Origin of the sequence: Streptomyces sp. MI02-7b (assembly GCF_033793585.1) — a bacterium.
GTDB lineage: Bacteria > Actinomycetota > Actinomycetes > Streptomycetales > Streptomycetaceae > Actinacidiphila.
This window is the reverse complement of record NZ_JARAWX010000002.1, coordinates 491,288-505,420: the sequence shown is the minus strand read 5'-3', so window position 1 is coordinate 505,420 and position 14,133 is coordinate 491,288. Positions and strand designations below refer to the sequence as shown.

15 protein-coding genes are annotated in these 14,133 nt (G+C 74.0%); 12 read left to right on the top strand and 3 right to left on the bottom strand.

Annotation, left to right across the window (positions count from 1 at the left end; translation table 11 throughout):
* Window positions 1–27: 27 nt before the first annotated feature.
* The 5 genes from PV364_RS04515 (at window position 28) to PV364_RS04495 (ending at window position 5,241) form a co-directional block, all read left to right on the top strand.
* Window positions 28–738, top strand: a complete 711-nt coding sequence (locus PV364_RS04515; RefSeq protein ID WP_319658323.1) for a DUF3152 domain-containing protein — start codon at window positions 28–30, stop codon at window positions 736–738.
* On the top strand, window positions 735–1,262 hold the full coding sequence (locus PV364_RS04510; protein WP_319658322.1) for a VanZ family protein: 528 nt from the start codon (window positions 735–737) through the stop codon (window positions 1,260–1,262). Before PV364_RS04515 ends, PV364_RS04510 begins: the two co-directional genes overlap by 4 nt.
* 122 nt (window positions 1,263–1,384) lie before the next feature.
* On the top strand, window positions 1,385–2,005 hold the full coding sequence (locus PV364_RS04505; protein WP_319658321.1) for a TetR/AcrR family transcriptional regulator: 621 nt from the start codon (window positions 1,385–1,387) through the stop codon (window positions 2,003–2,005).
* A gap of 88 nt (window positions 2,006–2,093) precedes the next feature.
* On the top strand, window positions 2,094–4,373 hold the full coding sequence (locus PV364_RS04500) for an MMPL family transporter (RefSeq protein WP_319658320.1): 2,280 nt from the start codon (window positions 2,094–2,096) through the stop codon (window positions 4,371–4,373).
* A gap of 100 nt (window positions 4,374–4,473) precedes the next feature.
* Window positions 4,474–5,241 carry a uracil-DNA glycosylase gene (locus tag PV364_RS04495; RefSeq protein WP_319658319.1) on the top strand — a complete coding sequence of 256 codons (768 nt, stop codon included), beginning with the start codon at window positions 4,474–4,476 and terminating at the stop codon, window positions 5,239–5,241.
* Window positions 5,242–5,267: 26 nt separating this feature from the next.
* Here PV364_RS04495 and PV364_RS04490 read toward each other — a convergent pair whose 3' ends face one another.
* Complete coding sequence (locus PV364_RS04490) at window positions 5,268–6,170, bottom strand: hypothetical protein (RefSeq protein ID WP_319658318.1); 903 nt, start codon at window positions 6,168–6,170, stop codon at window positions 5,268–5,270.
* Between the two features lie 93 nt (window positions 6,171–6,263).
* On the opposite strand from PV364_RS04490, the gene PV364_RS04485 reads away from it, so the two are divergent.
* The 4 genes from PV364_RS04485 to PV364_RS04470 all read left to right on the top strand — a co-directional run bounded on the left by PV364_RS04485 (window position 6,264) and on the right by PV364_RS04470 (window position 9,082).
* A complete protein-coding gene (locus PV364_RS04485; protein ID WP_319658317.1) occupies window positions 6,264–6,707 on the top strand; it encodes a YchJ family protein in 444 nt (147 codons plus the stop codon).
* Window positions 6,708–7,086: 379 nt separating this feature from the next.
* Window positions 7,087–7,536 (top strand): tetratricopeptide repeat protein, encoded by a 450-nt coding sequence (locus tag PV364_RS04480; RefSeq protein ID WP_319658316.1) that lies wholly within the window; start codon window positions 7,087–7,089, stop codon window positions 7,534–7,536.
* A 123-nt stretch (window positions 7,537–7,659) separates the two neighbouring features.
* On the top strand, window positions 7,660–8,124 hold the full coding sequence (locus PV364_RS04475) for an acyl-CoA thioesterase (RefSeq protein WP_319658315.1): 465 nt from the start codon (window positions 7,660–7,662) through the stop codon (window positions 8,122–8,124).
* 157 nt (window positions 8,125–8,281) lie between these two features.
* Window positions 8,282–9,082 carry a crotonase/enoyl-CoA hydratase family protein gene (locus tag PV364_RS04470; protein ID WP_319658314.1) on the top strand — a complete coding sequence of 267 codons (801 nt, stop codon included), beginning with the start codon at window positions 8,282–8,284 and terminating at the stop codon, window positions 9,080–9,082.
* Between the two features lie 522 nt (window positions 9,083–9,604).
* On the opposite strand, the gene PV364_RS04465 is transcribed toward PV364_RS04470, so the two are convergent.
* On the bottom strand, window positions 9,605–9,982 hold the full coding sequence (locus PV364_RS04465; protein ID WP_319658313.1) for an RNA-binding S4 domain-containing protein: 378 nt from the start codon (window positions 9,980–9,982) through the stop codon (window positions 9,605–9,607).
* Between the two features lie 161 nt (window positions 9,983–10,143).
* On the opposite strand from PV364_RS04465, the gene PV364_RS04460 reads away from it, so the two are divergent.
* From PV364_RS04460 to PV364_RS04450, 3 genes are all read left to right on the top strand, one after another.
* Window positions 10,144–11,445 carry a M28 family metallopeptidase gene (locus PV364_RS04460; protein ID WP_415924524.1) on the top strand — a complete coding sequence of 434 codons (1,302 nt, stop codon included), beginning with the start codon at window positions 10,144–10,146 and terminating at the stop codon, window positions 11,443–11,445.
* Between the two features lie 123 nt (window positions 11,446–11,568).
* Complete coding sequence (locus PV364_RS04455) at window positions 11,569–12,030, top strand: MarR family winged helix-turn-helix transcriptional regulator (RefSeq protein WP_319658312.1); 462 nt, start codon at window positions 11,569–11,571, stop codon at window positions 12,028–12,030.
* A gap of 110 nt (window positions 12,031–12,140) precedes the next feature.
* The gene (locus PV364_RS04450) at window positions 12,141–12,533 is read left to right on the top strand and encodes a hypothetical protein (RefSeq protein WP_319658311.1); all 393 of its coding nucleotides are present in this window, start codon (window positions 12,141–12,143) and stop codon (window positions 12,531–12,533) included.
* A 74-nt stretch (window positions 12,534–12,607) separates the two neighbouring features.
* Here the strand turns inward: PV364_RS04450 and PV364_RS04445 are convergent, their stop codons facing one another.
* Entirely contained in the window at window positions 12,608–14,098 is a 1,491-nt protein-coding gene (locus PV364_RS04445) for a PLP-dependent aminotransferase family protein (protein ID WP_319658310.1), read from the bottom strand.
* Between the last annotated feature and the right edge of the window lie 35 nt (window positions 14,099–14,133).

The window sequence follows — 14,133 nt, the reverse complement described above, 5'->3', positions numbered from 1 at the left end:
CCGACGCCGGGGCCCGCACGGGGCGTCATGGCGCGGCGGCTGGCCGTGCCGGCGCTCTTCGTCGCCGTGCTGGGCCTGGTGGTGGCGCAGCCGGACGTCCGCGAGCGGGTCGTGGCCGTGGCCTCGGGCCGCGGCGGCTCCTCGTCCCTGGACGGGTCCGCGGCACCACACGTCCCGCAGCACGGCGACGGCAGGTTCACCGCCGCCCCCGCCGGCTCGGGGGCGATCGGGCACGGAACCTGGACCCTGCGCTACGCCGTGGAGGTCGAGGACGGCACGGGGTACACCGCCGCGTCCGTGGCCCGCGAGGTCGACCGGATCCTCGGCGACCGGCGCGGCTGGACCGCGGAGGGCATCGTCTTCCGCCGCGTGGCCGGGCCGCCGTACGACTTCGTGGTCCGGCTGGCCACGCCCGACACCACCGACCGCCTGTGCGGCTCGTACGGCCTGGACACCGGCGGGGAGGTGAACTGCAGCGGCGGCAAGGACGTCGTGGTGAACCTCAAGCGCTGGGTGCTGCTCAGCCCCTTCTACAAGAACCGGACGGCCGACTACCGCGCCCTGATCATCAACCACGAGGTCGGCCACCGCCTCGGCCACGGCCACCAGGACTGCCCGGGCCCCGGCCGGCCCGCGCCGGCGATGATGCAGCAGATCAAGGGGCTGCACGGCTGCGTGCCCAACCCGTGGCCGTACGACGCCCACGGGCAGCCGATCAACGGTCCCGCGGCTCCGTGACCGGGCAACTGTTCCGGGTGCTGGGCGCGATGCCGCTGTTCTGGCCGGGAGCGCTGCTGTCGTCGGTGGCCGCGGGCGTGTGCGCCCGCCGGACGGCCCGGCGACTCGGGACGGGACCGGTCACCGCCTTCTGCCTGGTGCTGGCACTGGGCGGCATCGCCGTGACCACACTGCTGGCGGACATCACCCTGGAACCGAACGCCATGCGGCGCTTCGGAGCGGGCACCTTCGCGACCGACTGGACCCTGCCGGGCCCGGCCGACCTCGCCGGGTTCGGCCAGCGCGGTCTCAACGTGCTGCTCTTCGTGCCCTTGGGCCTGGCCGTCGCCCGGACCCGCCCGGCACGGCGGGCCCTGGGCCTGGCGGCCGCGGCCGCCGTCCTGCCGTTCGCCATCGAGGCCGTGCAGTACGAAGTCGTGTGGCTGCTGCGCGCCGCCGACGCCCAGGACATCGCCGACAACCTGTGCGGCCTCCTCGCCGGACTGATCCTCGGCGCGGTCACCCGGCCGCTCCGCCGCCCGTGAGCCGGCGCGGGTTCCCGTCGAGAGCGTGACACAGGACACGTACGAAACGGTTTCGTTTCGCTGAGCGCTCCCCTAGGCTCAGACGAGTACGAAACCGTTTCGTTTAGATCGGTGGGAACCCCATGTCCGAAGCCGCCGTGGAGCGCCGCTCCCGCCTCACGCCCGAGCGGGAGGCGGAGCTGTACACGACCGCCCTCGACCTGCTCCGCGAGGTCGGCTACGAGGCGCTCACCATGGACTCGCTCGCCGCGCGCTCGCACTGCAGCAAGGCGACCCTCTACCGCCAGTGGGGCGGCAAGGCCGAACTGGTGGCCCGGGCGCTGCGGCACCAGAAGCCGGTGCACGCCGCCGACATCGACACCGGGAGCCTGCGCGGCGACTTCCACGCCATGCTGACCGTGGAGGACGACAGCCGGCTGGCACGCGACTTCGCGCTCATGCGCGGGCTGGCGATGGCGATGCACGCCAACCCCGACCTGCTGCGCGCCTTCCGCGAGCTGATGGTCGAGCCCGAGCGCAGGGGCCTGGACCTCGTACTGCGGCGGGCCGTCGACCGCGGGGAAGTACGCGCCGACAACCCCGCCCTCGACTACCTCATGCACATGCTCGTGGGCGCCTTCGTCACCCGCGCCGTGATCGAGGACCGGCCCCCCACGGTGGCCTATCTGACCGCCTACCTGGACGCGGTGATCCTTCCCGTACTCGGCATCGCCCCCGTCGGGGACGATCCACCCGCCCCGTAGCCCGGTGCCGCCGCGGCCCCCGCTCCTCCCCCATCCCCCCGTCCCGCCCCGCCCCGCCCTTCCACGACCCGACCGGGAGTACGTCCTCGTGGCCACATTCCTCTACCGCATCGGCAGACTCGCCTACCGGCGACGGCACTTCGCCGTCCTGATCTGGGTGGCGCTGCTCGCGCTCGCGGGTGTCAGCGCCGCCAACGCGCCCACGGCGGGGAGTTCGTCGTTCTCCGTCCCCGGGACGGAGTCCCAGAAGGCGTTCGACCTGCTGGACCAGCGCTTCCCCGGCTCCAGCTCCGACGGGGCGACCGCCCGCGTGGTCTTCAAGGCCCCCGCGGGCGGGAAGATGACCGACCCGGACAACAGGAAGGCCGTCGGAGCGGCGGTGGCGGAACTGCGCCGCGGCTCCGAAGTGGCCTCCGTGGACAACCCGTTCACGGCCAAGGCGGTCAGCAAGGACCACACCACCGCCTACGCCCGGGTCGCCTACGACGTGCCCGGCATGCAGCTGAAGGACTCCTCGCGCGACGCGCTGGAGAAGGCGGCCGAGCACGCCCGCGCGGACGGGCTGACCGTCGAGATCGGCGGTGACGCGCTCCAGGCAGCGCCCGAGACGGGGGCCACCGAGGTGATCGGCATCGCCATCGCCGCGGTCGTGCTCGTGATCACCTTCGGCTCCCTCGTCTCCGCCGGGCTGCCGCTGCTCACCGCCCTGGTCGGGGTCGGCATCGGCGTCAGCTCGATCACGGCCCTGGCCGACGCGCTCGACCTGGGCTCCACCACGTCCACGCTCGCGATGATGATCGGCCTCGCGGTCGGGATCGACTACGCGCTGTTCATCGTCTCCCGCTACCGCGCCGAACTCGCCGAGGGCCGCGAGGGCGAGGAGGCCGTGGGCCGGGCCGTCGGAACGGCGGGCTCCGCCGTGGTCTTCGCCGGACTGACCGTGGTGATCGCGCTCGTCGGCCTGTCCGTGGTCGACATCCCCATGCTGACCAAGATGGGCGTCGCGGCCGCGGGCACCGTCGTCATCGCCGTGCTCATCGCGCTCACCCTGATCCCGGCCCTCATCGGCTTCGCCCGGCGCCGCATCCGGCCCGCCGACGCGCGCGGCGGTCTGCTCCGCCGCCGGAGGACACCCGAGCACCACGCCCACCGCAAGGCGCGGGCCCTGGCCGCGCGGGGCACCGACCGGCCGAACATGGGCACCCGCTGGGCGCGCTTCGTCATCCGGCGGCCCGTCGCCGTCCTCCTGCTCGGCGCCGCGGCGCTCGGCGCGATCGCCGTGCCCGCCGCGTCGATCGAGCTCGGCCTCGGCGACGACGGCTCCCAGCCCGTCTCGACGACGCAGCGCCGCGCCTACGATCTCCTGTCCGACGGCTTCGGCCCCGGTTTCAACGGCCCGCTGGTCGTCGTCACCGACGCCCGGGGCGCCGGCGACCCGAAGGACGCGGTCAAGGAGGTCGGGAAGAGCCTGAGGGGCCTCGACGACGTCGCGGCCGTCACCCCGGCCACCTTCAACAAGGCCGGGGACACCGCGGTCATGAACGTGGTGCCGGACTCCAAGCCGAGCAGCACCGAGACCGAGCGGCTGGTCACGGCGATCCGTGCCACCGGCGGCGAGATCACCGCCGACACCGGGGCGCGGATCTCCGTCACCGGCACCACCGCGCTGAACATCGACACCTCGCAGAAGCTCACCGACGCCCTGCTGCCCTACCTCGGCCTCGTCGTGGGGCTGGCCTTCCTCCTGCTGATCGTCGTCTTCCGCTCGGTGCTCGTGCCCCTGAAGGCGGCCCTGGGCTTCCTGCTGTCGGTGATGGCCGCCCTCGGCGCCGTGGTCGCGGTCTTCCAGTGGGGCTGGTTCGCCTCGCTGCTGGGAGTGGAACAGACCGGCCCGATCATGTCGATGATGCCGATCTTCCTGGTGGGCGTGGTCTTCGGCCTCGCGATGGACTACGAGGTCTTCCTGGTGACCCGGGTCCGTGAGGCGTACGTGCACGGGGAGCGGCCCGGCCAGGCGATCGTGACGGGTTTCCGGCACGGCGCCCGGGTGGTCACCGCCGCCGCGGTCATCATGATCGCCGTGTTCGCCGGCTTCATCGGGTCGAGCGAGTCGATGATCAAGTCGATCGGCTTCGGGCTCGCGATCGCGGTCTTCTTCGACGCCTTCGTCGTGCGCATGGCCATCGTCCCGGCGGTGCTCGCCCTGCTCGGCCGGCGGGCCTGGTGGCTGCCGAAGTGGCTGGACCGCGTCCTGCCGGACGTGGACGTCGAGGGCCAGGGGCTGCGCGTGCCGGCCGCGGACGCCGCCCGCCACGAGGAGCGCGACCGGGACCCCGACGACGACCGGCTCCGGCCCGTCCGCGTCTGACGCCGTCGCCGCCGGCCGACTGACGCCCCCGCTGCGACCGCGCGGGGGCGTCAGTAGCGTGGTGGTGCCGGAGGCCGGACGACCACGAAGGGGACCACCCATGGCAGTACGGGAGGAGTCGCCGCGGTTCCCTGACCGCGCGGCAGCGCGGGCAACCGATCTCGCGGCCCTGGACGAGGCCCTCACCGGCTGCCGTGCCTGCCCGCGGCTGGTGGCCTGGCGCGAGGAGACCGCCCGGGTGCGGCGCCGGGCGTACGCGGACGAGGAGTACTGGGCCCGGCCCGTGCCGGGCCTCGGCCCCTCCGACGCCGGACTGGCCGTCGTCGGGCTGGCCCCCGCGGCCCACGGCGGCAACCGGACGGGCCGGATGTTCACCGGCGACCGCTCCGGCGACGTGCTGTTCGCCGCGATGCACGCGGAGGGGCTCGCCTCGCAGCCGACCTCCACCGCCCGCGGCGACGGCCTGGAGCTGTACGGGGTACGGGTGACCGCGCCCGTGCACTGCGCGCCGCCCGCGAACAAGCCCAGCACGGAGGAGCGGCTGACCTGCCGCCCCTGGCTCGTGCGCGAACTGGAACTGCTGCGGCCCACCCTGCGCGCGGTCGTCGTGCTCGGCGCCTTCGGCTGGCAGGCCCTGCTGCCGGTGCTCGCCGACTCCGGCCGTCGCCTGCCGCGCCCGCTGCCCCGCTTCGGGCACGGCGCACACGTCGAACTTCCGGGCGCCGACACCTCGGAGCCGCCGCTGCACCTGCTGGGCTGCTACCACGTCAGCCAGCAGAACACCTTCACCGGACGGCTCACCCCGGCGATGCTCCGCGAAGTCCTGGCGCGCGGCGCCGCGTACGCCGGGCTGCGGGGCCGGGCGTGAGGCGGTGAACCCCGGCCCCCGGGGGGTCAGCGCCGGGCCGCGGAGGCGATCACGTCGGCGACGACGGGCAGCGAGGCCGGGTGCAGAGCGAGGAAGAGGTTGGGCTCGATCAGCTCCAGCTCCATGACGCACGGCGTGCCGTCCTCGTCGTCGACCAGGTCGACCCGCGCGTACAGCAGCTCGGAGCGGACGGGAACCGCGGCCAGCGCGGCTTCTGCGGTGGCGAGTTCGGCCGCGGTCGGGGTCCACGGGCGCACACCCGGGTGGGCGACCTTGCGCTCGTCCCAGGCCGTCGCGTGGGACAGGACGGCGTTCTTGGCGACGGCGTGCAGGAAGCGGCCGCCGACGAAGACCAGGGCCCGTTCCCCGCTGGTGTCGATGGCCGGCATGTACGGCTGGACCATCGCGGTCAGGCCCTCGGCGTGCATGCGCGCGATGTGCGCCCGCGCGGCCCCGTGGCTGCCCGCGCGGTAGCGGCCGGCGTAGCGGGCGCCGGCTCCGGCGGCCGGCTTCACCACGTACTCGTGGCCGTCCGGAAGCCCGTCCGGCTCGGTGCCCGGCGGCAGATAGCGGGTGGCCACGGCGGGGACACCGCGCGCGGACAGCTCGCCGAGGTAGCGCTTGTCGGAGTTCCAGCGGACGACGGCCGGCGGGTTGGCGAGCGTGGTCGCCGCGGCGCAGCGGTCGACCCACGGCAGGAACTCCTCGGTCCGCCAGGTGTAGTCCCAGGTGGAGCGTATGACCGCCAGGTCGTGGGAGGCCCAGTCCACGGCGGGGTCGTCCCAGTGGACGACGACGGCCTCGGCGCCGGTGGCCGCGACGGCGTCGCGCAGGAACGGCAGGTCGCGGTCGGTGCTGGTGTCCGGGCGCGGTGCGGACGTCACCAGCGCGATCCTCGTGCCGCTCGTACGGCTTGTGCTGCGCGGCACGGGGTCTCCTCCTGGTCGGCTGCCGTGACCCCGGCAGGCTATCCGGGCCGGGTCGGCGCCGGCCGGGGGCCTCCCGCACGGCACAATTGCGGTATGTCCACGTCGCGCCCCGGCCGCCGTTCCGCGGCCCGTCCGCACACCCGGCCGGTCCTCCACTCCCCCGGCGCCCCGTGCCCCTGCGGCCTTCCCGCGGGCTACGCGGACTGCTGCGGCCGCTACCACGCGGGCCACGCCGCCGCGCCCACCGCCGAGGCCCTGATGCGCTCGCGCTTCACCGCGTACGCGGTCCGCGACGCCGCCTACGTCCTGCGCACCTGGCACCCCGACACCCGCCCGGCCGACCTCGACCTCGACCCGCACCTGCGCTGGGAGCGCCTGGAGATCCTCGGCACGACCGACGGCAGCGCCTTCCACACCGAGGGCACCGTCACCTTCCGGGCGCACTACGCCCTGCGGGGCGAGCGCGACGCCATGGAGGAGCAGAGCCGGTTCGTCCGCCACGACGGGGCCTGGGTGTACGTCGCGCCGCTGCCCTGAGCGGCGCCAGGTCAGAGCGGCGCGACGCCGCGTGCCACGCCGTGCGGCGTCAGCGCGAGCACTCCCGTTGCGCGTACCGGGGTCCGCGGCGTGAGGGTCGGAGGGGTGGGGGACCCGGAAGCCGCCGCCGCGGTGATCCGCGCCTGCGAGGGACTGCCGCTGGCGATCCGGCTGGCCGGCGCCCGGGCCGCACGCTCACGGCTCGGCATCGCCGAACTCGCCGGGCGACTGGAGGACGAGCGGTCCCGGCTGGACGAACTGCGCTTCCGCGACTGGGCGGTGCGCGCCACCCTCGCCACCGCCTACGAGGACCTGGACACCGGCGACCGGCGCCTGCTGCGGCGGCTCGGGGCGTTCCCGGGCGGCGACCGAGGAGGCCGTGAGCGTCCACCGGCGCGCCGGAAACCGGCTGGGCGAGGCGTACGGCCTCGGCGGCCTGGCCGCACTGGAGCGGGAGGAGGGCGACCACGAAACGGCACTCCTCGCGCACCGCGCCGCGCTGCGACTGTTCGAGGAGCTGGGCACGACCCCGGGCATCGCCGACGCGCGCGGCGCCATCGGCGACCTGCTGCTCCTGCGCGGCGACATCCCCGGAGCCAGACGCGAACTGGAGTCGGCTGTCCGCCTGTTGAAGGACCTGGGCCATCCGGTCGCCGAGGGCACCGCAAGGCTCCGTCTCGCCGCGGCACTGGCAACGGGCTCGGACCTCCCCGCCGCCGAGCAGCAGCGCCTGGCCGACTCCCTGCTCTCCGGCGCCGCGACCGGCCCCGAACTACGAGAACTCCGCGCCCGCCTCGACGCCCTCGGTCTGCCCGCCCAGGACGCGTGACCGCGCTCCCGGACGCGGGCCGCACGGTGCGCGGGAGTCGTGGGCCCGGCGCCTGGGGAGGCGACGCCCAAAGGGCGCACGGACAATGGAATGAATCAGTCCCGCATGGCCCAGGAGCACCGCGTGACCACCCCGCTCCCGTCCCGGAACCCCTCCGGCGTCCACCGGACGCGAGTCGAGTGGATCGACACCGATGCAGGGGGCATCTACCACAACAGCGCGGTCATCCGATTCGTGGAGGCCGCAGAGGCCACCCTCATGGACGAGGTGGGTCTTCACCACTACTTCCCGGTCGCACCTCGCGTGCACTACGAGGTCGACTTCGAGGCGCCGCTCTTCTTCGGCCAGGGCGTGTGCACGGTCGTCGAACTGACCCGGATCGGCACGGCGTCGATGACCTTCACCTTCGAGGTGTGGGGCGAGGAGTTCCGGGGGCTGCCGCGTCGCCGCGCGGCGCACGGCCGGTACGTGACCGCGCACAGCGACCGCAACCACCGCACGGGCGCCAGGAGCACCCCCTGGCCCGAGGAGTGGATCGCCGTGCTGCGCGGACCGCTGCGATCGCGGGAGGCGCCTCCGCCGTGCTGACGGGCGCACCAGCCCCAGGAGGCGAACCCTGGGCCACAGCAGCTGCGAGCCTTTCGCGGACCGCCCTTGCGTCTCCTCGGGGTGAACACCGGAAGAAAAGCGGCTCACCGCCGGTCGCAGACACATCACCTGGCCTCGACACGACCTCGGAGGAACTATGAGCCCCACGTCTGAGAATGCCGCCACCGTCACGGTCGAGCGGGACGGGCACGTGCTGCTGATGGGCCTGAACCGCCCGGCCAAGCGCAACGCCTTCACCAGGCAGATGATCGCTGAGCTGTCGATGGCCTACGGACTGCTGGAGTCGGACGAGGACGTGTGGTGCGGCGTGCTGTTCGGCCACGGCGACCACTTCACCGGCGGCCTGGACATGCAGGATGTGGGCGCCGACCTCGCCTCGGGGGCCTTCGCGGTCCCGGAGGGCGGCCGCGACCCGTGGCGGCGGGACGGGGTGTGGTCAAAGCCTCTCGTGGCGGCCGCGCAGGGCTGGGTGATGACCGCCGGCATCGAGCTGCTCCTGGCCGCCGACATCCGCGTGGCGGCCCAGGATTCCCGCTTCAGCCAGCTCGAGGTCCGGCGTGGGATCTACCCCTTCGGTGGCGCCACCTTCCGCTTTCCCCGCGAAGCGGGATGGGGCAACGCCATGCGCTGGATCCTGACCGGCGAGGAGTTCGACGCCGCCGAGGCACACCGCATCGGTCTGATCCAGGAAGTCCTGCTCGACGGGGCCACGGCGATCGAGCGAGCCAGGCAGATCGCACGCGTCATCAGTGACCGGTCGGCTCCCCTCGGTGTGCGCGCCGCTCTCGCCTCGGCCCATCAGGCCCGCGAGCAAGGTGATGCCGCGGCAATCGCCCAGCTCAAGCCCGACCTCGCTCGGCTCATGAACTCCGCTGACGGTGCCGAAGGTGTGAAGTCCTTCGTCGAACGCCGCGACGCCGTCTTCACCGGCCGCTGACGGCCCGGCACCTCCACCCTGCCGACTGCACGGGCGGGATCGCGGCAGCAGGATGAGCCGGCCGAAGGGGATCGGCTGATCCGCCCCGGCCGACTGCCGGCCGGAATGCCGTACGCTGCGGCCGGGTAGCGGCAGGTCCGGTACCCTCGCGGGGTGCCGGGCCCGGCGCGCGACCCGACTGCGGCTCACCGCGACGCCGGGCGCTGAGCCGCGACCTCCCCGCCACCGCGGGACCGCAGCGCCTGATGGGCGCCCGACCGCCCCGTCGCCAGGGCACATCGCCAAGGCGCGCAGGCGCGCACTGCCGAGACCCGTCCGACATCCCGGGGCACGCTCCGGCCCGGAACGGCAGACACGTCCGGTGACCGTCGCGGGGCCTCCGCGTCGTACCCACTGTCGCGGGCATGCCCCTGTAGCCGCCACGACGCTCGGACCCCGCGCCACCCACCCGGCACACCCGACGGCGCACCCGCGAACGGCAGCCGAGCGTCCGCCCGCTCCAAGGCCACGCTTGCCCGGCCGTCAGCGGGCGCCGCGCAGGCGCTCCATGTCGCGCCGGTCGCGCTTGGTGGGGCGGCCGGTGCCGCGGTCGCGGACCACGGGCGCCGGCACCTCCTCCGGGGTGGGCGGCGGCGGGCTGTTGTCGACGAAGCAGTCGGCGGCCACGGTCGCGCCGACACGCTTGCGGACCAGCCGGGATACGACGACGACCCGCTCCCGCCCGGCGCCGCGCAGCCGCACCTCGTCGCCCGGGCGGACCGCGTGCGCCGGCTTCACGCGCTCGCCGTTGACGCGCACGTGTCCGGCCCGGCACGCGGTGGCGGCCATGGAACGCGTCTTCGTGAGCCGGACCGACCAGATCCAGGCGTCGACCCGCACCGGGCCCTCGTCGTCAGCCATGCTCCGACCCTAGCGCGCCCGCTTCGCGGAACGCGGCGTCCGGTATGCGCCCTTGACGGGAAGCCGGTACACAGGATCTGCTCAGGCATGTACGCGTCAAGTTCTGCTCAAGAACGCCCCATCCCCGCGCGACTCCATCCCCCCACACACCGGAGTGACCTGTGCCCGCAATCAGACTCGTCGCGGCCGGCGCCGCCGGCGCCTTGGCCGCGGCCCTGCTGACCGCGACCGCCACACCCGTCTCGGCACGGCCTTCCCTCGCCGCCGCGCCGGACATCCCGGTCGCGAACGTCAAGGCGCACCTGAGCCAGCTGCAGTCCATCGCCACCGCCAACGGCGGCAACCGCGCCCACGGCCGGACCGGCTACCGGGCCTCCGTCGACTACGTGAAGGCCAAGCTGGACGCGGCCGGCTACACCACCACGCTCCAGCAGTTCACGTCGGGCGGCGCCACCGGCTGGAACCTCATAGCCGACTGGCCCGGCGGCGACACCAACCATGTGATCATGGCCGGTTCGCACCTCGACTCCGTGACCGCCGGCCCGGGCATCAACGACAACGGCTCCGGCTCGGCCGCCGTCCTGGAGACCGCCCTCGCGGTCGCACGCGAGAACCTGCAGCCCACCAAGCACCTGCGCTTCGGATGGTGGGGCGCCGAGGAACTCGGTCTGATCGGCTCCAAGGCGTACGTCAACAGCCTGTCCACCGCCGACCGCGGCAGGATCGACGGCTATCTGAACTTCGACATGATCGCCTCCCCGAACCCCGGCTACTTCGTCTACGACGACGACACCGCCCTGGAGAAGGTCTTCAAGGACTGGTTCGCGGCCAAGGGGATCGCGACCGAGATCGAGACCGAGGGCGACGGCCGCTCCGACCACGCGCCCTTCAAGAACGCGGGCGTGCCCGTGGGCGGCCTGTTCAGCGGCGCCGACTACATCAAGACCGCGTCGCAGGCGCAGAAGTGGGGCGGCACGTCGGGGCAGGCCTTCGACCGCTGCTACCACTCCTCCTGCGACACGTCGTCGAACATCAACGACACCGCGCTGGACAACAACACCGACGCCATCGCCAACGCGATCTGGACGCTCTCCACCGCCACGGCTCCCCCGCCGGGCACGGTGTTCGAGAACACCGCCGACGTCACGGTTCCCGACGCGGGCGCGGCCGTGGAGTCCCCGGTCACCGTCAGCGGCATCTCGGGCAACGCGCCCGCCGCCCTCGCCGTCGGCGTCGACATCCGGCACACCTGGCGCGGCGACCTCGTCGTCGACCTGGTCGCCCCGGACGGGACCGCCTACCGGCTGAAGAACTCCAGCAGCAACGACTCGGCGGACAACGTCATCGCGACGTACACGGTCAACGCCTCCGCCGAGATCGCCAACGGCACGTGGAAGCTCCGGGTCCGGGACGTGGCGGCCCAGGACACGGGATACATCAACAGCTGGAAACTGACCTTCTGATCGCGCGGCGGGGGACGTGGGCTCCGGACGCACCCGGCGCTCACGTCCGCCGTGTCCGTCCCGTCCCGCCCCATGAAAAATTTGCACGCGCGGACTATCGGCGGCGTGACTTATCCTGGGCCCATGACGGCCACCACGGACCCCGCACCCGCCGGGCTGGCGCAGAGCTGGTGCGCCCTGTCCCTGCTGCACCACCGGATCGAGGCGCACGTCGAGCGCGCGCTCGAGGCCGGCCACGGGCTGAGCGTGCGCGAGTTCTCCCTGCTCGACGCGCTCAGCCGCCAGCACCCGGGCGAGGGCGGCCATCTGCGGATGGCCCAGGTGGCCGACGCCGTGGTGCTGAGCCAGAGCGCCACCACGCGGCTGGTGACGCGGCTGGAGGACCGCGGGCTGCTCACGCGCTACCTGTGCGCGACCGACCGCCGCGGGATCTACACCGACGTCAGCGAGGACGGCCTCGCCCTGCTCGCACAGGCCCGCCCGACCCACGACGAGGCACTGCGTCAGGCGCTCGCGGACGCCGCCGCGCAGCCGGAACTCACGCCCCTGGTCGAGGCGCTGGAGGCGCTGGACACCGGCGCGTGACCGCGGCCCGCTGCGGCCCGGCAGGCACCGACCTACGCTGAGAGGGGCGCGGACCGCGGTCGCCGCATCGCCGTACCGCGACGGGGCATCCCGCGAGAGGAGAATCGCCGATGACCACGCACCACACCGGATCCCACGACTCCCACGTCGACGTCATGCTCACCGATTGCGCCAAGCAGGACGCAGGAGCCGTACTGGGCGCGCTGGAAGCCGCCTTCCCCACGCGCCCCGGCGAGAGCCTGACCGAGGCCCTGGAACCACGGCCCGGCGCCAAGCACCCGACCGTGTGGTCGGCCTCCGTCGACACACGCAGCCACGGTCACGAGCTCGGGCCGGTCCATCTCGACGGCACGCTCACCGCGGACCTGTCCGGCGGCCCGCGGCACGTCCGCGAGGTCAAGAAGGTACTCGGCGACTGCTTCGAACTGGAGGAGCAGGGCAGCGTCTCCGGTGACCAGGAGGTCGAGCTCCGCGTCCGCCTGACGGAGCTGCCCGACCGCTGAGACCGCCCATCCAGAGAGCCACAGAACCGCCCCGCCCTCGAAGCGCCCCCGGAGCCTCTGCTCCGGGGGCCCTCTCACGCCACGAACAGGCCGGTCCCCTCGGCTTCCGCGCCGCCGCCGTCGCGTACGGCCTGCGCGGCGGCGGCCAGCCGCTCGACGGCGTCGCGCGCCACGCTGCCGCCGACGGTGAAGGGCAGCCGGATGTAGGACTCGAAGGCCCCGTCGATACCGAACCGCGGACCGGACGGGACGCGGACGCCCAGACGCTCGCCCGCCACCGCGAGGCGGGACCCGGAGACCTCGGCGGTGCGCACCCACATGGTCATCCCGCCGGAGGGCACGGCGAACTCCCACTCGGGCAGCCGGTCGCGCAGGGCGGCGGCCAGGTCGTCGCGGTGGGAGCGGGCGCGCTCGCGCCGGGCGGCCACGGCGTCGTCCCAGACGTCGTTGCGCAGCAGCCAGGCGACCGCGAGCTGGTCGACGACGGGCGAGCCGAGGTCGAGGTAGGCGCGGGCGCTGACCAGCCGGCGCACGACGTCCGGCGTAGCGCGCACCCAGCCGATGCGCAGGCCCGCCCAGATCGCCTTGCTGGCCGAGCCGACGGTGATGACGGTGCCGCCGCGGTCGAAGGCGGCCATCGGACGCGGCGCGGGCCCGGTTCCGGCGTCCAGGGTCAGTTCGGCCATCGTCTCGTCGGCGATCAGCACGGTCCCGGCGGCGCGAGCCGCCTCGACCAGCGCGCGGCGCTGGTCGTCGGGCACGAGGGTGCCGGTCGGGTTGTGGAAGTCGGGCATGACGTACGCCATGCGCGGCGCCGCGTCGCGCAGGACGCGCTTCCAGTGGTCGAGGTCCCAGCCGGCGAGCCCTTCGCGCAGCGCGACCGGTACCAGCCGGGAACCGCTCTCCCGCAGCAGTTCCAGGACGTTGGCGTAGCTCGGGGACTCCACGGCCACCCGTTCGCCGGGCGCGACCAGGCGCCGCACGGCGGCGGCGATGGCCCCCATGGCACCGGTGGTGACCATGATCTGCTCGGGGAGCGTGGGGATGCCGCGCGCGGTGTAGCGCTCGGCGATGGCTTCACGCAGGACGGGCAGCCCGGCGGGGAAGTCGCCGTGCGTGGCGGAGTAGGAGGGCAGGTCCGCCAGGGCGCCGCCGACCGCGCGGGACAGCCACGGCTCGGGCGCGGGGAGGGCGGCGCAGCCGAGGTCGATGACGGTGCCCGCGGCGTCCGGGGGCAGCGGCTCCAGACCGCGCGTGGGCAGCGCGTGCCCCTCCGGGACCGCGGTCCAGGTTCCCGCGCCGCGCCGGGAGCGCGCGAAGCCCTCGGCGCGCAGCGCCTCGTACGCGGCGGCGACCGTGGTCCGGCTGACGGCGAGGGCGAGGGCCAGTTCGCGCTCCGCGGGGAGGCGCGCGGCCACGGGGACGCGGCCCTCCAGGACCAGGACCCGGATGCCGTCGGCGAGGCCCCGGTAGGCCGGGACGCGGCGTCCGGTGGAGCGCTGGGGGCGGGGTTCGAGCAGCCGGGCGAGATGGGTGACACCCACGGTTGCGGTCCACTGCGACATGGTTATCGGTCCACCTTCCGCACATTGGCCATGGA